Origin of the sequence: Bowmanella pacifica (assembly GCF_014645355.1) — a bacterium.
Classification (GTDB): domain Bacteria; phylum Pseudomonadota; class Gammaproteobacteria; order Enterobacterales; family Alteromonadaceae; genus Bowmanella; species Bowmanella pacifica.
In genome coordinates, this window is the sequence record NZ_BMLS01000006.1 from 210,079 (window position 1) to 231,758 (window position 21,680).

Annotated in this window: 16 protein-coding genes; 8 read left to right on the forward strand and 8 right to left on the reverse strand. The window is 50.9% G+C overall.

Going from position 1 to position 21,680, the window contains the following annotated elements; all coding sequences use genetic code 11:
• The first annotated feature begins 3 nt into the window (after positions 1-3).
• Positions 4-3,075, forward strand: coding sequence for a fimbria/pilus outer membrane usher protein (locus IEX02_RS16915; RefSeq protein WP_188697891.1), 3,072 nt, complete (start codon positions 4-6; stop codon positions 3,073-3,075).
• A gap of 17 nt (positions 3,076-3,092) precedes the next feature.
• Positions 3,093-3,767 carry an SPOR domain-containing protein gene (locus tag IEX02_RS16920; RefSeq protein WP_188697892.1) on the forward strand — a complete coding sequence of 225 codons (675 nt, stop codon included), beginning with the start codon at positions 3,093-3,095 and terminating at the stop codon, positions 3,765-3,767.
• Between the two features lies 1 nt (position 3,768).
• Here the strand turns inward: IEX02_RS16920 and IEX02_RS16925 are convergent, their stop codons facing one another.
• Together IEX02_RS16925 and IEX02_RS16930 are read right to left on the reverse strand one after the other, a co-directional pair.
• Positions 3,769-4,329, reverse strand: a complete 561-nt coding sequence (locus tag IEX02_RS16925) for a FlgO family outer membrane protein (protein ID WP_188697894.1) — start codon at positions 4,327-4,329, stop codon at positions 3,769-3,771.
• Positions 4,330-4,338: 9 nt separating this feature from the next.
• Entirely contained in the window at positions 4,339-4,986 is a 648-nt protein-coding gene (locus IEX02_RS16930) for a FlgO family outer membrane protein (protein WP_188697896.1), read from the reverse strand.
• A 227-nt stretch (positions 4,987-5,213) separates the two neighbouring features.
• Here IEX02_RS16930 and IEX02_RS16935 point away from each other — a divergent pair, with 227 nt between their 5' ends.
• Complete coding sequence (locus IEX02_RS16935) at positions 5,214-5,921, forward strand: SPOR domain-containing protein (protein WP_188697898.1); 708 nt, start codon at positions 5,214-5,216, stop codon at positions 5,919-5,921.
• 19 nt (positions 5,922-5,940) lie between these two features.
• Here the strand turns inward: IEX02_RS16935 and IEX02_RS16940 are convergent, their stop codons facing one another.
• Genes IEX02_RS16940 through IEX02_RS16950 form a run of 3 tightly spaced genes read right to left on the reverse strand, consistent with a single transcriptional unit; the run spans position 5,941 to position 7,915 of the window.
• Positions 5,941-6,609, reverse strand: coding sequence for a hypothetical protein (locus tag IEX02_RS16940; protein ID WP_188697901.1), 669 nt, complete (start codon positions 6,607-6,609; stop codon positions 5,941-5,943).
• A gap of 38 nt (positions 6,610-6,647) precedes the next feature.
• Positions 6,648-7,310 (reverse strand): FlgO family outer membrane protein, encoded by a 663-nt coding sequence (locus tag IEX02_RS16945; protein WP_188697904.1) that lies wholly within the window; start codon positions 7,308-7,310, stop codon positions 6,648-6,650.
• 11 nt (positions 7,311-7,321) lie between these two features.
• Positions 7,322-7,915 carry a FlgO family outer membrane protein gene (locus IEX02_RS16950; protein WP_188697906.1) on the reverse strand — a complete coding sequence of 198 codons (594 nt, stop codon included), beginning with the start codon at positions 7,913-7,915 and terminating at the stop codon, positions 7,322-7,324.
• A 195-nt stretch (positions 7,916-8,110) separates the two neighbouring features.
• Between IEX02_RS16950 and IEX02_RS16955 the strand changes: the two genes are divergently transcribed.
• Positions 8,111-11,446, forward strand: coding sequence for a PAS domain-containing hybrid sensor histidine kinase/response regulator (locus IEX02_RS16955; RefSeq protein ID WP_188697908.1), 3,336 nt, complete (start codon positions 8,111-8,113; stop codon positions 11,444-11,446).
• On the opposite strand, the gene IEX02_RS16960 is transcribed toward IEX02_RS16955, so the two are convergent.
• Positions 11,443-12,096, reverse strand: a complete 654-nt coding sequence (locus IEX02_RS16960) for a response regulator transcription factor (protein WP_188697909.1) — start codon at positions 12,094-12,096, stop codon at positions 11,443-11,445. The two genes, IEX02_RS16955 and IEX02_RS16960, sit on opposite strands and share 4 nt — an antisense overlap.
• A gap of 96 nt (positions 12,097-12,192) precedes the next feature.
• Positions 12,193-14,445 (reverse strand): TonB-dependent receptor, encoded by a 2,253-nt coding sequence (locus IEX02_RS16965; protein WP_229702269.1) that lies wholly within the window; start codon positions 14,443-14,445, stop codon positions 12,193-12,195.
• A gap of 257 nt (positions 14,446-14,702) precedes the next feature.
• Between IEX02_RS16965 and IEX02_RS16970 the strand changes: the two genes are divergently transcribed.
• From IEX02_RS16970 to IEX02_RS16985, 4 genes are read left to right on the forward strand one after another with little or no spacing between them, the layout of a single operon-like run.
• Positions 14,703-15,998 carry a GntP family permease gene (locus IEX02_RS16970; RefSeq protein WP_188697913.1) on the forward strand — a complete coding sequence of 432 codons (1,296 nt, stop codon included), beginning with the start codon at positions 14,703-14,705 and terminating at the stop codon, positions 15,996-15,998.
• Positions 15,999-16,048: 50 nt separating this feature from the next.
• Complete coding sequence (locus IEX02_RS16975; protein WP_229702274.1) at positions 16,049-17,194, forward strand: E22 family MetX-like putative esterase; 1,146 nt, start codon at positions 16,049-16,051, stop codon at positions 17,192-17,194.
• A 2-nt stretch (positions 17,195-17,196) separates the two neighbouring features.
• Complete coding sequence (locus IEX02_RS16980; protein ID WP_188697917.1) at positions 17,197-18,192, forward strand: extracellular catalytic domain type 2 short-chain-length polyhydroxyalkanoate depolymerase; 996 nt, start codon at positions 17,197-17,199, stop codon at positions 18,190-18,192.
• A complete protein-coding gene (locus tag IEX02_RS16985; protein ID WP_188697919.1) occupies positions 18,192-18,956 on the forward strand; it encodes a 3-hydroxybutyrate dehydrogenase in 765 nt (254 codons plus the stop codon). The genes IEX02_RS16980 and IEX02_RS16985 overlap by 1 nt, the downstream gene beginning before the upstream one ends.
• A gap of 80 nt (positions 18,957-19,036) precedes the next feature.
• On the opposite strand, the gene topA is transcribed toward IEX02_RS16985, so the two are convergent.
• Complete coding sequence (topA, locus tag IEX02_RS16990; RefSeq protein WP_188697922.1) at positions 19,037-21,673, reverse strand: type I DNA topoisomerase; 2,637 nt, start codon at positions 21,671-21,673, stop codon at positions 19,037-19,039.
• Positions 21,674-21,680: the final 7 nt, after the last annotated feature.

Here is a 21,680-nt window from a genome sequence, read left to right on the forward strand (position 1 = left end):
ATCGTGTGGTTGGATAAATACTACAAGTTGTCGGGATTTTTATGTGGCACGGCGTTGCTGATAAGCTCGTCGAGTTTTTCTATACAGAGCTATGCTGCAACAGGCACAAATCCGTCCGTGCAGGACATTCTGCAACGTATAGCGCAAAAGTATCGGCGCGCTTCCCCTCAAGGGCAGCGTTCTGTCAATCAAAGCGAAGCCTCTGCTCAACCTGTCAGACGGTTTCAACCAGGAGAGGAGTTGATCCTCTCATTGTGGTTAGAAGATACCCCTGTTACCGATATTTTTTCGTTTGTCTCTGAGCAAGGGGTGAAGGTGGGGCTTGCGGATTTTTTCAAACTTGCTGACTTCGCGGTTGAGTTCGATCTGGCCAATGTGCAAGCCAGCGGTTGGGTATATCGACAAGACATCCCCTTTTCACTGCAACAAACACAATCTGATTCTCTGCAGATAGTGGTTGGACAACACCCATTCATTCTGGATAGCGAGCTGTTTTCCATCGAGTCTGATGACATTTATGTCGAGTTAGCCACCCTTGCCCAGATACTTAACTTTGACTACGAAATGCTTGAAGGCCAGCTCAAACTGGTGATTCATTCCAGTACCCCCTTTCCGGTAGAACAGCGACTCGCCAGATCAGCCCGTAACTACAATAACTTAGCAGCGGATACCGAATCTGTGCTACCTCTGAGCGATTCGGGCTATCAACTCTTCTCCAGCCCATTACTGGATGCTCAAGTATCCGCAACCGCTACCGAACACAACAGCTCTGGCAGTTACTCAATCCTCTCCAGCCAGGATTTTGCTTATCTTAACAGCCAGCTATATCTAAGTGGACTGCGAGGTGAGTTGTTGCAACAAGCCAGGCTGACACTTTCAAAGACGTCCTCCGAGCAAACATTGCTCGGCCCGCTGCAGGCCTCTTATTTCGCATTTGGTGACGTGACCCCCGTCAACCCAGGAAGCCAGGTCACCCAAGCGCAAAGTCGCGGTTTTACCTTGAATAACTTGAATGAAGGCCAATTGGGCGATAACCGGCGTGTTAACCTAACTGGTGATGTACAAGCCGGTTGGGATGTGGAGTTATACCGAAATGGGGTGTTACTGGATACACTGCTCAATATAGAAAATGGTCGATATGCCTTTAATGACGTAGAACTCAGTTTCGGCAACAACAATTTTGAGTTGGTGTTCTACGGTCCACAAGGGCAGATTGAACGCAAAAGCGAATCCATTGTTGTTGACTCAAACAGCGTTGCTGCAGGCCAAGGGCGCTACCAGGTGTCGGTTGTCGATGCGAACCGGACATTATTCGGCGTCAATGATCCGGAGCTGGAAGACAGTCAGTTAGGCTTACTCAGCAGTGCGGTTTTTGACTACGGTATCTCCGACTGGCTGTCAGTAGGGCTTGGAACCAGTCATTTCTCCCCTAAGGCCGGTGACAACCAAACCGACCTTACCTTGAGAACCAACTTGCAGCTCTGGGAATTGGGGTTGTTAAATACATTGGTTCATCAAAATGATGACGGCTCGAAACGGCTTTCCGCCTTTTTCAGAACTGGCTGGCAAAACACGAACCTTGATCTGAGCTATATAAGAAATGAGGCCTTAGTGACAGATCCGCTCACAGGCGATGAAACCGAGCATATCGATCACAGATACAACCTTACACAATCCGGTACCTTATTCAGCCGTTCCTTCATGCCACTTAGCTATCAGAACAACCTGACGTTCACTGAAGATCAGCAGGGGCACCAAACCCGCCTGTTTCAAAATGCATTGGGCATAAACAGCGCGTATGGCTCGGTATCTCATAGTTTCTTCTGGCAACATTCGGATGCAGCGCTACTGACAGACAGCGACCTGCCGAACAAAACGGCTGGGGGCTCACTGTTTTACCGCAATAATTTTGGGCGTTTTTACACCCGTATGTATGCCAACTACCATGTTCAGCCCCACACCGAACTGACCGCGTATGGTGCCAATTTGCTGTATAGATGGACCTATGACCTGAATGCTGAACTCCAATACTCCCGCGACATCAGCAACGATTTAGAGCAGCTCTATGCTCGTCTCAACTGGCGACACGACAAGTTTACGCTAAGTGCCAATGCCAGTTACAACAGCGATGACAATTGGTCGCTAGGCATGACGGCCAGATTCAGCGTTGGCTATGACCCAAGCTCTGAAAGTATATTTGCCAGCAACAGAGCATTAGGCGGCACGGCAGGGGTGTCTGTCAGGGTGTTTGAGGATCTGGATATGGACAATCAGTATGATGAGTCCGAGCCTCTCATCGAAGGGGTGAAAGTCAAAGCAGCGCAATCTTTTCGTTCGGCGAGAACCAATGAGCAAGGCGTAGCCATGCTAACCGCCTTACCCAATAACCGTCAGACCGACATTGTGGTAGATGGAAGTTCCTTTAAAGATTTCTACATTACCAGCACAGAGGGCGTCTCGATACCAGCCCGGCCCGGTTACATTCAGCAAGTGGATATTCCGGTTGCCAAATCCGGAGAGTTAGATGGCACGGTGTACTTCACTAAAGCCGACGGTAGTCAGGAAACAGCCCCCAGAATACTTTTGAATCTTCGGGATCTGAACAATAATATTGTCGCCAGAGCTCGCAGTGAATATGACGGCTATTACCTGTTCACTGATCTGCTGCCTGGGAAATATCGTTTAGAAATTGATGCTGATATCGCTCAGCGACAACAAATGCGGGTCAGTAAAGCCAAACGGGTGAATCTGTCCAACCGGGGCGACCTGATTAGCGGTGCTGACTTTGTATTGGCTCCATTGGAGTCAGCCAGTGGCTATGTAGCCAGTGCCGGGCAGTTTCACTCCCCTGCGCTGCTCAAAGTTTACTATCAGTTGTTGAAAAAACGTCTTGCATACAACACAAACGAGCGACAGCCTTTCTATATTAAATCCAAAGACAGCAAGCAGTATGTGCTGGGCTTGGCCTATTTTGAAGGGGACCGTAAGGCGGCAGATGAAACCGAAGCCTTCTGTACACAGCTAAAGCAACTGAATATTCCATGTAAAGTGGAATACCATCACTTTGCCTACTAAATAACCGGAGCAGGAAGATGAAAACCGGGCAACACTATCAAGCATTGATCATTCTGGCTGGCCTATCAGGCTTGTTCGCCTGTCAGTCAGCCCCAGATACCGAAATAACCCAAGCGGAACAGGCAAACTTAGCCGCACAGGTGGCTATTCTCAAGGAAAAACAACAGAAATATGACGCTGTTGTGGAAGAATGGCAATCTATGCGTGAAGGGCTGCAACGTTTGTTGATAGTAGAAGAAGAATTGGGCTTGTTGATTGGCCAGTTGGATCAAATGTCCAATGACATACCACCGTCACAATCTACACAACAGAGCGCCCAGACAACCACCAGTCAACCCGTGCAAGACAGTACGACTGACCATATAAAGCAGACACAATCACCCTCTGACAAGTTTCAGCATGAAAGTGAGATGCCACCTAGATACGCATTGCAGCTAACGGCCGTTACCTCACCAGCACGTTTGCATAGTCTGTGGCGAGAGTTAAGCAACAAACACCCCGCTCTGCTGGCCGATTTACCGGCAAACTATCAAAAAATAACGGTTAAAAGCACCGATTACTTTCGTTTGAAAGCCGGTGCTTTCGTCACCGAAGCGCAGGCAACAGAGCGTTGCAATGCACTGAAGTCTGCCGGTGTTGGCTGCATTGTCAGTGACTATCATGCAGCCCCATTGCAACAACTGAATCCCTGACTCAGTTTACCTGTCCCAGGTGACGGACGACAAAATAAGGTATAACCCCCTGTGCACTGGCTAATACCTTATTACTGTCCAGTTCAAACAAACGAGCGTTAACCTCTACCCCTGAAGGGCTGTAAATCATGGTGCCTGTTAGCACGCAGCATGATTGCCCTTTAGGCAATTGATGCGCTTCTCGGGAAAAAGCAAAATCACCGTTTTGGGTGATCTTTACCTCTCCCGTTGCTTTGCTTTCGGTGACACTGAACCCTTGCTTTCGCAGTTGCTGCATAAAGTTTTCAGCTAACTGATTCCCCAGCATATTGGTCTGAGTCAGGGTCGAATCAAACTCCACAAAAGACGCCACCGCGATACTCTTATCAGCCACAGCTTGTTGGTTGATCTTTAACCCCATTACCATCTGTTCGACGTAATCAGCCAGACGTTTATGGTGGTGCAAGGGTACAAAACGCTGCCCCTGGGCGCCCCAATCATCGGAAGAAACCGCTTGTGTGGTATCTGAAAAGGCGTAGGGCGCAAGCAGCAAAGTGGAGGCCATTAAACCTATTAATTTCATGTTTATCCCCTATTGGATCCCAGATGCCGGCATATCCAGGCGAGACTCACTGGCAATTAAGGCACTTACCTGCGCAGACGGCAGTAAGGTTTGTGCCGACGCTTTCAGTTCTTTTGATACCAGGTCGACCATTCTGGCCTGCACCAACACACCGCGTCGATGTTTGGTTAAGGTGCCGGTCAAAACCAAATTGGCCTGCATATCGGGGCGTAATTCGGTGTAGTCTCGGCTTAACACCAGATCCCCCTGTTCGGTCACCCTGATGTAATCGGTCGTTTTATGGTCAAGCACTTTAACGCCAAACTGATGTAACTCATTCATAAAGCTCTGAGCCACTTGCTGTCCGAGTAAACCGGCCTTGTCATAAGCACCATCGACATAAACAAAGTCCGCCACCATCACCGCACTGTCTTCTCCGACCCCTTGCATATTCAGCGCCATCTGATTCATCAACAGGCGTATATGATCCTGAATTGTCGCAGCATGAGTCTGATAATTGTCAGATGAAAAACGTCCTGGTTGAAAAGCCGGTGTTGACTCCGTGTCTGATTGTTGCATGGCTGTCATCTGACAACCTGCCAGCAGCACCACACCACTTAGTAGATAAGCTTTCACCATCGCCCCCTTCACTGACAAGAATGAATTTTGATATGTCATGTTATTGCCTCTTGGCTCTCGCTTGCGGCAAAGATCTGCCTGATACCAACAGCAAGCTATTTCACTCAGGGTTTGGAAAGCAGCGCCCCAGTGAAACCAGCAAAATGTCCTAGTGAATAAAATGCAATTTACGCGCCAGCCCATAAGCACATCAAGTAAAGCTTTATCAACTGGCATAAAACATGCAAACTTTTTAGGTAAGTACCTATCCTGACGAGAACACGACCATGTGTCAGCGCCACCATAAAACTGCCAGACTCATCTCTTCACTGGCCGTGCCTTTGCTGCCAATGATGGCTCTGACGCTCTCTGCTTGCAGTACAACAAATGGCTTCTATGGCAGCAACGAGTCCTCAGACCTCCCTCAAGAGACAATCACCAGTGATGAAGTGCGCCAGTACGTGCAAGAATGGCGTGACGCCAAAGCCGGCATTCAGCGCCTGAACGAATTGGAAGCGGACTTGGCTCTTTTGATCGCCGAAGTCAACCGGGCGTCAGCGCTAGAAGAGACGCCACAACCCTACCGAGACACCTCAGAGGATGAGCTTTTAACGGCGGCTCCTTTGATTAACGCGAAGAGTGAAGAAAACAACTGGCTGCCACCAACATCAGCGCCAGCAGATGATATGCCCCCAACCGGTGACATCGATAATGGGCAAAACACAGCAGAAGCCGTATATGGCTTACGTATTGCCGCATTTTTGAAACCACAAAGCGCAAAGTTTGGCTGGTATCTTATCCAGCAACGGGACGGCAAAATATTGACAGGGTTATCAGCCAGATTGCAGAAAACACAACACCCTCGCCAGACCTTATACAGCCTAAATGTAGGGCCATTTTCCAGTGCACCTGACGCAGAGTCTTTATGCGAACAGCTAAAACCCCGTCAGTATCTGTGTGAAGTGGGTGAATTCTCAGGTCAAGAATTACGCTGACGCCATGCTATTGCATGGCTTATGACTTAGGTTCGCTGACACCAAACAGCTTTTTCGCCGCATCAAATAAATGTTGCGCTTCGCCTCTGCTGTTTAATTTCACCTCTGAGGATGACAGAGTAAAACTGTCCATGCTCATCAAATGGCTGCGACTTTGCTTAAGGTAACTCACCACATCGGTTTCAGATACTTTGGCTTCCTTTAGCTGCGCGGCAAAATCCCGGGTGCTTCCCCACTCAAAAAACTCAGACAAGCGATTAAGCTGATCCATGCGTTTTTGTAATCCCTGATCGGCATCCAGATACTGCTGTAAACGCTGCAGTTCAGGCCTAGCATCTTCAGCGTCTGCGCCCGCAACCTGCCACTTTCCCTCCACAAGTTTTATCTCTGTGGGAGTTTCAATGCCAAATCGCTTAGCCAGATCCTGCAACTGTGTAGCCACCGGCTTAGAATGAAAGGCAATCATATTATCCAGGCTTTGCAGGCTGACCGAAGACTGCCCTTGTTCCATTTTTTTCAGGGTGTCGTCTATCTCATTGTCACTCATACCACCAAGGCCGGTATCCAACTCTGTCAACTCACCCGCCAGATTCTGTTTTTGCGCTTGCACGGCTCTGTCCAGCGCCTGTTGAGACTTAGCCGGATCATTAAGATAATCCATCAAACTTAAACCAGACTGAATTTGCATCCTGATGCTCCCGGTCAAAAATTTTACATTACTTGAAGCTAGCCTTTTATCAGCTTCACGCCCTCAGCCGGTTTACCGCTGCTGAGTAAGCCGTTGGCAATTTCTGCAGGTAAGAAGCCCTGCGCAGAGCCCACCACGGCTTTTGACTTCATCCCCACCACGCGGGCATTCACCAAGTAACCGCCCTGATGCTTAGCCAGGGTACCCGTGACCACATACTCAATAGGCTGCGTGGCAGACACTTCCAGGTAATCACGGGTAAGTACAAAGTCCCCTTGTTCGGTAATACGAATAAAATCACTGGTTTTAATATCAATGACCGGAATACCAAACTGGTGGATCTCATACATAAAGCTCTCGGCAATCTGGTTTCCCAACAAACTCGCCTGATCGAAGGAGCCATCTACAAACACGAAGCTGCTTACCGCCATCGGGGTGCTGGAAGTCACATACTGCAGGTTATTTACCAACTCCTGCATAATGCCGCGCACATAGTGGTTAATGTTCTGTTGCTGCGGTGAAGTGTGCTGAGGTTTCTCTCCCACCTGCTGCGTAGAAAACTGCTGTTTATATTGTTCGCCAAAGCCGAGACTGGCCTGGTAGGCTGCCGACGTCGCGGCATCAGACTGTGATTGTTCGGGACTTACGGAACACCCGGCGACCAATAACGCCAAGAGCCCGCATAGCGCTGTCTTTTTCATAATATCCCCCACTAATACTCGCCTCGGTAGAGCATCTGATTTCGGCTCATAACCTTACCCTGCGACCAGGCAACGTCTTTTGGCAGGTAATCTGTCGCGGCCGCCACCAAGCGTTTGGAAGGCAGTTCAATCAAGCGCAAGTTAACCAACAGGCTTTGCTCCTGCACTGAGTAAGTGCCGGTAAGCAGATACTGTAGATCAACTTCTCCGCTTAGCGCTTCCACATCTCGCGACAGCATAATATCCTGCCCTGCATTGATATGAACCGCAGGCAAAGTCTTAAACTCAACAACCGTCAACCCAGCCTGAGCGGCAAAGGTCACCAGGCTTTCCTGCATTTGCAATCCCAGCGCCTGGTGCTCTGGCAAACTTTTGCCACTTTGCAGGTGCGAAGGCAGTATTGTGCCGACCGCCAGGGGCGCATCAGGGTTAATACGGCCCGAAGTGTCAAATAATTGTCTGGCTAAACGCTCAACCTGCGCATGTAAGCTATCCACTTGATTAGCCGCCTGCACGGAAGCGGTGATGGGCTGCGAAGCACAGCCCACCAGCCCAGACAGGCTTATCAGCACACAGCCAAGCAGGGTATTTAATTTTATCTTCATATTCGCCACGGCCCCAGGCTCAAATCTCCATGGCCTTTACTACGCAATTTTTACGCCAATAAGGTATATCGCCTTTATATGACCTTGGTGACCGGCCTTGCAGTCTAGGAGGCCAACCGGCCTTGAATCGCCGGTAGCAATCACACACGGCCCAACGTATAGTAACAAAGCCCTTAGTTTTCATATTGTTGCACTATGTTTAGCATCTGGCTTTTAACCCTGTTGGCGATTGTCTATTTGTCCTTGCTGTTTGCCGTAGGGTTTTGGGGTGACCGCTTTCACGGCGCCGCCAGTCATAAGCAACGACCTATTATCTACAGCTTGGCGCTGGGGGTGCACTGCACATCCTGGGCCTTCTTTGGCACTACGGCACAGTCAGCTACCTATGGCTGGGCCTTTACCCCAACCTATGTCGGTAGCGTGGTGGCCTTTGCCTTGGGCTATCCCTTGCTGGTGCGCATTATTCGCTGGTGTCAGCAGCACAATATCAGCTCGCTGGCAGATTTTATTGGTAGCCAATACAAGCATTCGCACTTCGTCGCCGCCTTTGTCACCCTTATCTGCTTTATTGGTGTGGTGCCCTACACTGCCTTGCAGCTCGATGCGGTGACTACCAGCGTCAGCCTGCTGGCCACCGATCAAACCCAATGGCCCGGCGGCATCAGCTTTTATGTGGCCTTGTTAATGGCGATTTTTGCCATTTTGTTTGGTACCCGTAGCTTGAGTCTGACTGAGAAACACCCGGGGTTAATGCTGACCATTGCCTTTGAATCGCTGGTTAAAATGCTGACCCTGGTGCTGGTTGGCTTGTTTGTTTGTTATCAGATGTTTGACGGAGTACTGGATTTGCTGGGCCAGGTGCAGCTTAACCCAGACACCCGCCAAATCCTGACCGGTTCGGACGGTGCACCACTGGTTTACCTGTGTCATATGTTGCTGGGCTTTTTGTCGATGTTTTGCCTACCTCGGCAATTCCATGTCAACTATATTGAAAATAACGGCGAGCTGGAACTCAAGCGCTCGCGCTGGTTATTCCCGTTGTACCTGCTGGCCATCAATCTGTTTGTGTTGCCCATAGCCCTGGCCGGTAAGCTATTACTGCCTGCGACCAATGCCGATACCTATGTCCTGGCGTTACCCATGCTGGCAGACAGTAGTTGGTCAGCCTTAGTGGCATTTATTGGTGGCCTGTCCGCTGCCTCCAGCATGATCATTGTCGCCACGCTGGCGATGGGCGTAATGATGGCCAACAATATCATTACTCCCCTATGGCTTAAGCTACATTTTCGCGCCGACCAACAGCAGGTTTTGCGCCCTTCCCTGTTGCTGGGTATTCGCCGCCTGACCGTGATTCTGGTGATTGGCCTGTCATACCTGTATTCCCAGTATTTAAGCCAGGCCGCTCCTCTGGTTAACAGCGGTATTATTGCCATGGCCCTGCTGGCACAACTGGCTCCTGCCATGTTATTTGCCTTGTATTGGCAGCGCAGCAGTCGACTGGCGGCAGTGGCCGGTATTCTGGCGGGCTGCAGCGGTTGGGTAGTATGGCTGCTGTGGCCCAGTATCAAGGCCAGCTATTATTTTGAATCGGTACCCAGTGATCAGGCCATGAGCTTGGGCGTGATATACAGTCTGAGTATTAACCTGTTGGCGTTTGTCGCGGTAAACCTGTTACGGGGACGCTTTACGAAATCGAGTACAGAGCGCACCACACAGCAATCTGTGCCCACTATCCGCATCAGCACCCTGCTGGCGGTCAGCCAGAAGATCCTATCAGACAAACAACAAACCCGGCTGCAAAACAGCATATTGGACAGTGACCAGCAAGCCTACGCCAGCGGCCAGTTGATTCGCCGTGTGGAGCGGGAGCTGGCCGCCCAGGTGGGGAATGCCGGTGCCCGTATTCTGCTCTCGGCGTTAACCGAGCAGCATAGTGTGCCATTGGATGAATTAGTCGGTCTGGTGGAAGAGGCTAGCCAAAACTACCAATTCAACCACGAGTTGCTGCAATCGTCGGTAGAACATATTGAACAAGGCATCAGCGTAGTAGACCGCCACCTGAAGCTACTGGCCTGGAACAGTCGCTATGTGAGCATGTTTACTTACCCGGAAGGGTTTATCCGTGCGGGCCTGCCATTGGAAGATTTGCTACGCTTTAACGCCAGGCGCGGCATGCTCGGGGACGTGTCGGATATCGACAGCGAAGTGGCCAAGCGCTTAAACCATATTCGCCAGGGCAGCAGTTATAAGTACCTGCGCAGCCAACCTGATTGCCGGGTGATTGAGTTACAGGGCAATCCCATGCCGGGCGGCGGCTTTGTCACCACCTATGCAGATATTACCGAACACGTGCAAACCCAGCGCGCTTTGGAAGACGCCAAACAAAGTCTGGAACTGCGGGTGGCAGAGCGCACCGAACAGTTACAACAAGCCAAGCTGGCCGCTGACCGTGCCAATGACAGCAAAACTAAATTTTTGGCCGCTGCCGGCCACGATCTGATGCAGCCTTTTAATGCCGCCACCCTGTTTGCCGGCATGATCGCGCAGCAAAGTCGCGCCACGCCGCTGGAAGAACTGGCCCGAGGATTACAGCAGTCGTTAAATAATGCCGAAGAACTATTGTCGATGTTGCTGGATATGACCAGGCTGGACTCCGGCATCTTAAAAGTAAACCGCCAGTCCTTTGCCCTGAGTGAAATTCTTGATCCGCTTATGGCTGAGTTCAGCCTGATCGCCGGACAGAAACAACTCAGCCTGCATTATCAGCAGACCTGCTTATCAGTGCGCTCTGACAAAAAACTGCTGCGACGAATTATTCAGAACCTGGTATCCAATGCGGTTCGCTATACCGAGCAGGGCAAGGTGCTGGTTGGGGTAAAACGTTGTAAAGGCAAGGTGCTGCTGCAGGTATGGGATACCGGGCCTGGTATTGCCAAAGCGCAGCAACAAGAAATTTTTAATGAGTTCCACCAGCTACAAAAAAGCAATAAGCAGGGCTTAGGTCTGGGCCTAACCATAGTGGAGCGGATCAGTAAATTGCTGGGCCACCGCTTAACCCTCAATTCTGAGCCGGGTAAAGGCAGCTGTTTTGCGGTAGAGATTGAGCTTGCCACGGCGACACACAATCATCAGCCAACGCCAGCACCCGAGATGAACACCGACCTGCGCTGGCTAAGCGGCAAATCGGTATTACTGGTGGATAATGAAAAACAAGTGCTCACCGCCATGAGCCAGTTATTTGAACAATGGGGGGCACAAGTAACCGCAGCGTCCAACGGTACGCAGGCCTTGCAGCTGATGCCGAATGCCCCCGATCTGTTGCTGATGGACTATCATCTGGATCATGGTGCTATAGGCACAGACTTAGCCCAGCAGCTTTACCATCAGTGGCGAGGTAAGGTAGCCACTATTTTAAACTCCGCTAACCACGATGAAATAATCCGTTCTCAAGCCATTGAGGCGGGTTTCAGCTTTTTGCATAAACCGGTTAAAGCCGGGGCATTGAAACGTCTGATTAAACAGATACTTTAACGCCCATCGGGCTGCATAAATTGCTTAAACAACACGCCTGCCTGCGTACGGTTAATCACTTCGAGCTTACGCAGAATAGCCGACACATGCTGTTTAATGGTGGTTTCCTGAACCTGCAACTCCCAGGCAATTTGTTTGTTCAACAAGCCATCTGCCACCATCTTCAACACCTTAAATTGATGTGGGGTTAATTGACTGAGCTTGTCTGCAAAATCACGTTCGGCGGTAGCCGGGCCAGAGCCTTGTTCAAACTGCATGCCGTCTGGCAACCACTGTTCACCGTCCAGCACTGCTTCCACCGCCTGGGCAATACACTCCAGCGGCGCGGATTTAGGCAAATAACCACTGGCACCAAAGTCCAGCGCGCGGCGGATAATATCCGGGTCTTCCTCTGCCGAGACAATCAGAACCTGCACGCCTGGATAGGCATTTCGTAGGCTGGTCAGGCCGGTTAAGCCCTGATTTCCGGGCATATTCAAATCCAGAAAAACCAGCTCTACCGAGGCATGTTCAGCCAGGGTGGATAAGGTTTCTTCCAGGTTCGCCGCCTCCAGAATCTCACCGCCCAACGCGGCCTGAATGGCTTGCTTCATGGCACTGCGAAACAAAGGATGGTCGTCGGCAATAATGGCTCTGGCTTGACTGGTCATAATGGTAATACTTGGCTCCGGGACCTTAACTATCTTTCAGGTTGGCAATCAGATCAAGAAGGGGCGGAAAAACCGCCCCTGTTCATTTCCTATCGGTTAGAAACGATAACCTACTGTCAGGCTAATAGTCCTTGGATCACCGTAGTAAGCAGCCAGGGTAGTATCGCCACCAAATCCTGGCAGGTAACTGCCATCTGGATTGATGCCACCCACGAAGGAATATCCACCTACCATATACTCCTCATCGGTCAGGTTTTTAGCATGCAGTCCGGCATACCAGTTGCCTTCCACACTCTCCCAACTAACGCTTAAATTCACCATGCCATAGCCATCCTGTTTGAGAATTGCGTTATCTTCAAACAACAGGTAATCATCGCGATAATAGTAGCCACCGTTAAACACAACAGGGCCAAAGTCGGTGTCCAGGGCATATTTAGCTGCCAAAGATATTGTGTAGTCAGGCGTATTTGACAGGCCCACAAGCGGCGTGCCTATGCTTTCATCCTGCTCCAGCTCGGCGTCCATATAACCCAGCGCCAAATCAAAGCTGAGGTTATCGGTCGCCACATAAGTCATTTCAGCTTCAAGCCCCTTCACTTTTGACTTGGCGGCATTACCCAGGTTCTGACCCAATATGGTGGGATCATTAGGATCCGGTTCCACCACAATATATTGCCTGTCTTTGTGATTCAGCCAGAACAACGTGACATTGGTACGCCACTGTTGATTCCAATCTTTCTTCATACCGAACTCAACAGAGTCAGCCACCTCAGGATCAGCAGCTTCCTCATTCGCACTGGCTCTTGGGTTGAAGGTGCCGGATTTAAAGCCTTGCGAATAGCTGGCGTAGAACATGGTGTCACGATCCATCTGATACTCAACACCGATGCGGGGGGTAAAGCGATTCCAACTGGCCGTTTTAGGTGCATCCAGCACGCCGTCACCATCGCTATCCACACCCAGACTCATTGGCACCCCAGTTCCAGGCGCTCTTGTATACCCCTCAACCCAGTCGCTATTGGGATAAGCTACTCCAGGCAGGAAACCGTAGTATACGCTGGCCTCTTTCTCTTCTTTGGTGTAACGCGCCCCGACCGTCAGCGAGAGTTTTTCTGATATATCAATGCTGCTTTGCGCATAAGCGGCATAGGCCTCACTGTTGTTACAACCCGCTGTTTCCAGTGTGACACCAAGCCCCCCTAAAATGGCATCAAATACACCACAGGACTCGCTATCATAGGCATACAAGCCACCGACTAAACTGAAGCCTTCGCCCTGATAATTGGCCTGTAATTCATGGCTGGTGTTTTCATCGTCATACACGGCCGGTACATCAAATAGATTAATGCCGGTATTATCAAAGTCGATATTGGTGGGTGAATCGCTCTTTCTAGAGGCGCCAATGTACTTAAGAGATAAGTCATCATTGACATCCCAATTCACCATCAGGCTAATGCCCTCCAACTCCACCTTATTCCATGTTGGCAGGCTGGTGTAGGAGTCGTACTTGTTATCTGGAATAGGCGCGTCAGTGAGCAAACTGGGCACTAAGCGATAACCGCCTTTGGCATTGGAGTCATCGGTGGTTTTATCCCAGTTTAAGCGCATAAACCAATCATCACTGGGATGGAACTCCAAGGTAACCCGGGCGGCTTTGATATCTTTGTTGTAGTTTTCCTTATCTTCGCCATTGGGGGCAACCAGGAAAGTACCAAAACCGTCACGGTTTAAGTCACCATAGCCAAAACCGAGAAACAATTTATCCTCAATCAACGGGATCTGCCCGGTCAGCTTAATATCACGCTGACTGAAACTGCCCACCGTTGCTTCGGCATTAAACTCGGTTCCGCCTGACATCTCCTTCGTGACGTATTTAACCGCACCACCGACGGTATTTTTGCCGTACAAGGTCCCCTGAGGACCGCGCAATACTTCAATGCGCTGTACATCAAGCAAGTCCAACACCGCCCCTTGAGGACGTGCCATATAGACATCGTCAATGTAAATGCCCACACCAGGCTCATAACCCCAAAGCGGGTCTTGTTGCCCAACACCACGAATAAATGCCGTCAGTGTCGAGTTTGTTCCCCGACTGGTCTGAAGCGTGGTGTTAGGCGAAAACTGCTGAACCTCTGTCAGCACAGAAATACCTTTTTCAGCTAACTCCATCGCGCCAATTGACGTAACGGCAACCGGTACTTCCTGAAGGCTTTCCACCGTCTTACGAGCGGTGACTTCGATACGCTCCAACCCTTTGGCCGCCTTTTCCGGCTCTTGGGCTACAGCAGGTACAGAGGCTAATGAGGCCGCTACGGCCAGGGCGCAGGATGTTCTATTCGAGAGTTTCATATGCTTCATCTTCCCATGCTTTGCAATCTGGTTGTTTGTTTTTTGTTGCATTTGTTAACAAGGTCAGGGGTACTCTAGAACAAAGTGGCGAAAAGGTATTCTGTACCATAGTACTATGGGCGCTGCCCGCCTCCTGGCTCACAATCCGTAATGTCCTGTATTTAGTTAACAAAGGTCACCGGAGTAAGGATTGTGTTCCCGCTGCTCCAAAGTTAACGAACCTGACAGAAAACAGGTATACGGATAAAGGACAGCTTATGTTGAGTTTGATAGGTCTTGTCGGCGGTCTGGTACTGCTGATTATTCTGACCATTCGCGGAATGAACCTGTTTATTGCCGCCCCTCTTTGTGCCCTGATTGTGGCACTAACCAGTGGTTTACCGGTGTTTATCGGTGAGGGTAACTTTGTGGTTACCTACATGAATGGCTTCTCCGGCTTTATTGCGGCGTGGTTTTTCATGTTTTTGCTTGGCTCTTTGTTCGGCAAATTTATGGAAGACACCGGCGCGGCCGATGCTGTGGCGCGCTGGATTGTCGATAAACTGGGTATGCAACACGCCGTTGCCGCCGTGGTATTGGCCTGTGCTATTTTGACCTACGGCGGTGTCAGTGTGTTTGTGGTGGCCTTTTCGGTCTATCCCATGGCACTGAGCCTGTTTAAAGACGCCAACCTGCCCCGGCGCTTTATTCCCGCGGCCCTGGCGTTCGGCTCGGTCACTTTTACCATGACCTCAGCCGGCTCCCCCGAAATTCAAAACTGGATCCCAATTAAATACTTGGGCACCTCCCCTTTTGCGGCCTGGGAAGTCAGCCTGGTGGTGGCCATTTTTATGGCGAGCTTTGGCTATTGGTGGCTAAAACGCATGATTGGTAAGGCCGTCGCTAACGGCGAAGCCTTTGATGCCAAACCCGAAGACCCGGTCATTGCCGAGCGTGATTACCCTCATCCACTGACGGGCCTGTTCCCCCTTTTAGTGGTACTGGTCCTGTCCTTTACCTTGCACGAAAGTCTGCAACAGATGGCACTGATTGTGGCACTCGGCGGCGGGGTACTAACCCTGATGGTGATTAACTTTAAGCACTTCCACAATCTTAACGCCGCCATTGGTGTCGGCACCACAGGTGCCTTGGTGGCCATTGGTAATACCGCAGCTGTGGTTGGCTTTGGCACTATTGCCAAATCAACGGTCGCCTTTCAATCGGCAGTCGAAGTGATGACCAGCCTACCTGGGAATGAGTTGATCGGTGCGGCGGTGGCTGTCAGTGTAGTGGCCGGATTAACCGGTTCAGCCTCTGGCGGGCAAGCTATTGCCCTGCCCTTAATCGGCCCGCACTATATCGATCAGGGTGTGGATCCTGAACAATTACACCGCATTGTGTCTATTTCATCCGGTGCGCTGGATTCCCTGCCACACAACGGCTATGTGGTCACCACCATCCGTGCTATCTGTCATGAAACCCACCAACGGGCATACTGGTCGGTAGGCGCGCTAACGGTTGTGGTACCGCTGATTGGATTAGCCATGGCGGTTGCCCTGTTCAACTGGTTCTAGGAGTGAAAATAACGATGCGTTTAACCCAAGGAAAATGGTGGATTGCCCTTATGCTGTTGCTTCATACCCAGTGTTTTGCCTCAGAGCTGCTAACCCAAAAACAGCGCTTTGACATACCTGAATTTACCACCTTTGGTGGCAAAACCATCAAACAGCTGCAAGTGGGCTACGAAAGCTACGGCACACTCAATGCTGACAAATCCAATGTGGTGCTGATCACCCATTTCTTTTCCGGCAGCTCCCACGCGGCAGGAAAATATCAGCCAGAGGATGAAGCCCCAGGCTATTGGGATGCCATTATCGGCCCCGGAAAGGCCATAGATACTAACAAGTTCTTTGTGCTGAGCGTTGACTCACTGGTGAACTTTAACGCCCACGATCCTAATGTGATCACCACAGGGCCCGCTACCATTAATCCTGATACGGGCAAACCCTGGGGACTGGCCTTTCCGGTGGTCACCATTCGCGACTTTGTTAATGTGCAAAAAGCCCTGCTGGAGTCTTTAGGCATCACTAAGTTATATGCGGTAGCGGGCCCGTCTATGGGCTCCATGCAAGCACTGGAATGGGCAACCACCTACCCTGACTGGGTGCCACGGATGATCTCTGTGATTGGTGCCGGGCAGTCCGATGCCTGGACCGTGGCCGCACTGGAGCAATGGGGATTGCCCATTAAGCTGGATCCCAATTGGAATAATGGTGATTACTACAGTAGCGAGCCACCGCTTGCAGGCTTAACCACAGGGCTGATGCTACTAACCCAACAGGCCTTATATCCGGATTTTATTAACAGCAGCAACCCACAGCACCAAAGCCTGGAAGAAGGGCCGCTGGCTGACATTCACCAATCCCATCAGGTGGTCAACTGGCTACGCGGTATGGCACAGGCCAGAGCCAAGGTTACCGACGCCAATCATATGTTGTACTTAATCCGCGCCAGCCAGCTATTCCTGGCCGGCCAGGACAAGCCGCTGGCTGAGGCCATGCAACAGGTCAAAGCAAAAACCCTGTTTATTCCGGCCAGTCATGACTTGCTACTGATGCCCTACTTAGCCGAGCAGCCCCATAAAGCACTGCTTGCGGCAGGTAAAAATTCCACGCTTGTGCCCATTGTCGGCCCTATGGGCCATTTGGATGGTGTCGCCAACATCAATCAGGTTGCCGAGCAAATCCAACGTTTTCTTATGCAGGATTAACCATGAAGAAATCACTGATCCACGCGCTGGCGTTATCCGCACTGACCAGCTCAATGGTTTATGCCGAGGTACCCAAACTCAATCTGGATATTGAGCAAATTACCTTATCCGGTTTATCTAGCGGCGGCTATATGGCCAGCCAATTCCATCTTGCCCACAGCAACTGGGTAAGCGGTATTGGGGTCATTGCGGCGGGGCCCTACTACTGTGCCCGCAACAGTATTCTGACTGCGCTGAATCAATGCGTGAATAAACAGGAAGGTGACATTCCGCTTAAGGAAATTCAGGCCACCCTGGATGGCTGGCGCACAGAAGGCTTAGTTGATCCGGCCGAGGGACTACAAGGCGACAAAGTGTGGCTGCTACGCGGCACCTTAGATGAAAAAATTATTCAGCCGGTGGCTGACGCACTAGCGGCACAGTACCAAAGCTGGGTGGGAGATGAGCAAGTTCGCTATATTAGCGATCAGCCGTTTTCACATTTGTTCCCCACCGAATCCCAGGGCAGCGAATGCAGTACCTCAACGCCTCCTTTTATCGGCAACTGTGGCTTTGATGCAGCCAGCGATATGCTGAGCTTTATCAGCCCTAAGTCCAGCCCACAGCCAGCGGATAAAGCCGGTGAACTACTGAGCGTCGATCAGCAAAAGCTGGGGGGCGAACAGGCTTCAGGTATGGCTGACCAGGCGTTTTTGTATGTACCAGCTAGTTGTGCCGCCGGCCAGTCCTGCCAGGTGCATGTGAGCTTTCATGGCTGTAACCAGAATATCGAAGCCGTGGGTAACGATTATGCCCGCCTGACCGGCATTAACCAGTGGGCTGACACGCACAATACCGTCGTGCTTTATCCGCAAACCAAACAGTCCACCTTAATGCCGCTCAACCCTCAGGCTTGCTGGGATTGGTGGGGCTACACCAACGAAAAATATGCCACTAAGCAAGGCCCGCAGATTCAGGCCGTAGCACAGATGATTAACGCATTGGCAGGAGTAAACTAATGCAGCGTACAATTTTTATTACCGGCGGTGCCAGTGGGATAGGTCTGGGTATTGCCCACCACCTCGGCGCACTTGGAAACCAATTAATTATCGCAGACATTCAGTTGGAAGCGGCTGAGCGTGCCTGCCAGCAGCTAAACGCAGAAGGTATCAATGCCAGGGCGATTGCGCTGGATGTGGCTGATGCAGAGCAAATAGCTACCTTACCCGAGCGCTTAGCACCGCTTAAGGTCGATGTGCTGATTAACAATGCCGGTATTCAGCATGTATCACGCCTGGAAGACTTCCCGCCAGCCAAATGGCAGCAGCTTATCAACGTGATGCTGGTGGGCCCGGCACTGCTTACCCAAACGTTTTTACCCGGTATGCGAGAGCGTAACTTTGGTCGTATTATCAATGTCGGTTCCATTCACTCGCTGGTCGCTTCACCTTATAAGTCAGCCTATGTGGCCGCTAAGCACGGCTTGCTGGGTTTTGCCAAAACCATGGCGCTGGAGCTGGGCGAACAGAACATCACTATTAATACCCTGTGTCCCTCCTACGTGAAAACGCCTCTGGTTGAACAACAAATCGCGGCTCAGGCCAAAGAAAATGCCATGAGCGAGGAAGAGGTGGTAAACAAAATTATGCTGGAACCTATGCCGAAAAAGGCGTTTATCGGTATCGATGAGCTGGCTGGCAGCGCTGCATTTCTGCTGTCTGATGCGGCCAAAAACATTTGTGGTCAGACACTGGTATTGGACGGTGGCTGGACTGCCCGTTAAGGTGCTTTTGGGGTTAGAAAGCAAAACGCCGGCAAGATTGCCGGCGTTTTTTATTTGACGTCTTTTATACTTTTCGTCACTTACGACTTTTTACGTTTATCATCTGCGACCCATTTACCGTCTTTAAACCAGGCACTCCATCCAGTGGCCTTACCCTCTGGGGTTTCGGTCATCACATATTGCTGCTTGGTTTTACGGGAGAAACGTACCAGGGCTTTATTCCCCTCTGAGTCCTGCTTCGGCGCATCGGCCAGATACAAGAATTTTTCTGGCAGGCGGTCACGAAAACGGGCCAATTCTTCCACCAGCGGTGCACGGGTTTCCCTGGATTTAGGGAAGTTATGAGCCGCCAGAAAAATACCGGATGCACCATCACGCAGCACAAAGTGCGCGTCTGACTTGCTACAAGGCAATTCAGGCAAGTCAACCGGGTCTTCCTTAGGTGGCGCCACTTCGCCGTTTCTCAGCAGCTTACGGGTGTTCTTACAGGCCTCATTGGTACAACCGAAGTATTTACCAAAGCGACCATTTTTAAGCTCCATATCGGCACCACAGCGGTCGCATTCAATCAATGGGCCGTCATAGCCTTTGATCTTAAAGGTACCCTGCTCGACCGCGAAACCTTTGCACACTGGGGTATTGCCACACACATGCAGCTTGCGCCCTTCATCGATAAGATAACTATCCATGGCCGTACCGCACAAATCACAGCGGCGCTTGGCACGCAGTACCTCGGTTTCCAGCTCATCATCATCGTCAACCTTAACCACTTCGTCGCCGGAGGTGAGGTTCATGGTATGCGTACAGCGCTCTTTGGGCGGCAGGGCATAGCCCGAGCAGCCCAGGAACACACCGGTACTGGCAGTTCGAATGGTCATCGGCCGGCCACACTTGGCACAGGCAATGTCGGTCATTACCGCTTCATTGGCACGCATACCGCCGTCTTCTGAGGGTTTTTCGGCCTGTAGCAATTTCTGATAGAAACCACCGTAAAATTGGTTCAGTACCTCTTTCCAGAACAGCTTGCCTTCGGCAATTTCATCCAGGTGCTGTTCCATGTTGGCGGTAAAATCATAGCTGATCAGATCCTGGAAGTTCTCCATTAGTCTGTCGTTAACGATCTCGCCCATTTTCTCGGCATAGAAACGCTTATTTTCCTGACGTACGTAGCCGCGATCCTGAATAGTCGAGATGATGCTGGCGTAAGTGGACGGTCGGCCGATACCACGCTTCTCCAGCTCTTTTACCAGTGAGGCTTCACTGAAACGCGCAGGGGGTTTGGTAAAATGCTGCTTGGGATCCAGCTTGTCCAGCGCCAGTACTTCACCTTCTTTGACATCTGGCAGAGTCAGGTCATCATCGCCCTTACCTCGCACTTGCGGTTGCACGCGGGTCCAACCGTCAAACTTAAGTACGCGACCTTTGGCATTCAGCTCAAATTCACCGGCCTGCACACGGATGGTGGTGGCATCATACTTAGCCGGAGTCATCTGACAGGCCACAAACTGACGCCAGATCAGCTCATACAAGCGCTGGGCATCACGTTCCATATCCGACAGGGAGTCTGATTTAATCTGTACGTTAGACGGACGAATGGCTTCGTGCGCTTCCTGTGCGCCCTCTTTGCTGCCATAACGCAGTGCTGACTCAGGTAAATACGCCTTACCAAAATTGTCCTGAATATAGTCCCGACACGCCTCCACCGCTTCACCGCTTAAGTTGGTGGAGTCGGTACGCATATAGGTAATGTGGCCAGCTTCATACAAGCGCTGTGCCATCATCATGGTTTTCTTTACCCCAAAGCCTAAGCGGGTACTGGCTGCCTGTTGCAAAGTGGAGGTAATAAAGGGCGCGGATGGACGACTTTGCGTAGGCTTGGACTCGCGGCTGACCACCTCATATCGGGCGTTTTCCAGCAGCGACACCGCAGCCTGGGTTTGCGCCTTGTTAACCGGCTTAAACGCACTACCGGCTTGTTTCACCACCTGCATACGTAAGGCGTGTTTGGCCTGACTATGCAAATCGGCGTGTACATCCCAATACTCTTCTGGCACAAAGGCCTTAATTTCACGCTCGCGCTCTACCACCAAGCGAACCGCTACCGACTGAACACGGCCAGCGGACAAACCGCGGGCAATCTTCTTCCATAGCAGTGGCGAAACCATAAAGCCCACTACCCGGTCGAGGAAACGCCGGGCCTGCTGAGCATTGACCCTGTCCATATTGACTTCACCCGGCTGAGCGAAAGCCTCTTGAATTGCGTTTTTGGTGATTTCGTTAAACACCACACGCTTAAAGGTTTTGTCCTTCTCGCCAATGAGCTCACGCAAATGCCAGGCGATGGCCTCTCCTTCTCTATCCAAGTCCGTTGCGAGGTAGATAGTGTCAGCAGTCTTAGCCAGCTTTTTCAGCTCATTAACCACTTTTTCCTTGCCGGTCAGGGTTTCATAGTGAGCTTCCCAGTCATTTTGTGGGTCCACCCCCATACGATCCACCAGTTTCAGGTACTCATGGTGGCGCAGGTAAGCCTCCCGCTTAGCATCGGACAAGGTCTTAAGTTCTTTACTGGATTTTTTAGCCGGTACATTGCCCAGTGCTTTGGTTGGCAGGTCCCGAATATGCCCGACACTGGATTTGACAATAAAGTCACTGCCCAGGTACTTATTGATTGTTTTGGCTTTTGCAGGGGACTCGACGATTACCAGGGATTTTGCCATATAATCT

Excerpts from the sequence above, each read along its gene's own strand:
- IEX02_RS16935 (WP_188697898.1), top strand. The coding sequence starts at position 5,214 with ATGTGTCAGCGCCACCATAAAACTGCCAGACTCATCTCTTCACTGGCC.
- IEX02_RS16980 (WP_188697917.1), top strand. The coding sequence starts at position 17,197 with ATGAAGAAATCACTGATCCACGCGCTGGCGTTATCCGCACTGACCAGC.
- IEX02_RS16985 (WP_188697919.1), top strand. The coding sequence starts at position 18,192 with ATGCAGCGTACAATTTTTATTACCGGCGGTGCCAGTGGGATAGGTCTG.
- IEX02_RS16920 (WP_188697892.1), top strand. The coding sequence starts at position 3,093 with ATGAAAACCGGGCAACACTATCAAGCATTGATCATTCTGGCTGGCCTA.
- IEX02_RS16960 (WP_188697909.1), bottom strand. The coding sequence starts at position 12,096 with ATGACCAGTCAAGCCAGAGCCATTATTGCCGACGACCATCCTTTGTTT.
- IEX02_RS16965 (WP_229702269.1), bottom strand. The coding sequence starts at position 14,445 with ATGAAACTCTCGAATAGAACATCCTGCGCCCTGGCCGTAGCGGCCTCA.
- IEX02_RS16970 (WP_188697913.1), top strand. The coding sequence starts at position 14,703 with ATGTTGAGTTTGATAGGTCTTGTCGGCGGTCTGGTACTGCTGATTATT.
- IEX02_RS16950 (WP_188697906.1), bottom strand. The coding sequence starts at position 7,915 with ATGAAGATAAAATTAAATACCCTGCTTGGCTGTGTGCTGATAAGCCTG.
- IEX02_RS16975 (WP_229702274.1), top strand. The coding sequence starts at position 16,049 with ATGCTGTTGCTTCATACCCAGTGTTTTGCCTCAGAGCTGCTAACCCAA.
- topA (WP_188697922.1), bottom strand. The coding sequence starts at position 21,673 with ATGGCAAAATCCCTGGTAATCGTCGAGTCCCCTGCAAAAGCCAAAACA.
- IEX02_RS16945 (WP_188697904.1), bottom strand. The coding sequence starts at position 7,310 with ATGAAAAAGACAGCGCTATGCGGGCTCTTGGCGTTATTGGTCGCCGGG.
- IEX02_RS16930 (WP_188697896.1), bottom strand. The coding sequence starts at position 4,986 with ATGACATATCAAAATTCATTCTTGTCAGTGAAGGGGGCGATGGTGAAA.
- IEX02_RS16955 (WP_188697908.1), top strand. The coding sequence starts at position 8,111 with ATGTTTAGCATCTGGCTTTTAACCCTGTTGGCGATTGTCTATTTGTCC.
- IEX02_RS16925 (WP_188697894.1), bottom strand. The coding sequence starts at position 4,329 with ATGAAATTAATAGGTTTAATGGCCTCCACTTTGCTGCTTGCGCCCTAC.
- IEX02_RS16940 (WP_188697901.1), bottom strand. The coding sequence starts at position 6,609 with ATGCAAATTCAGTCTGGTTTAAGTTTGATGGATTATCTTAATGATCCG.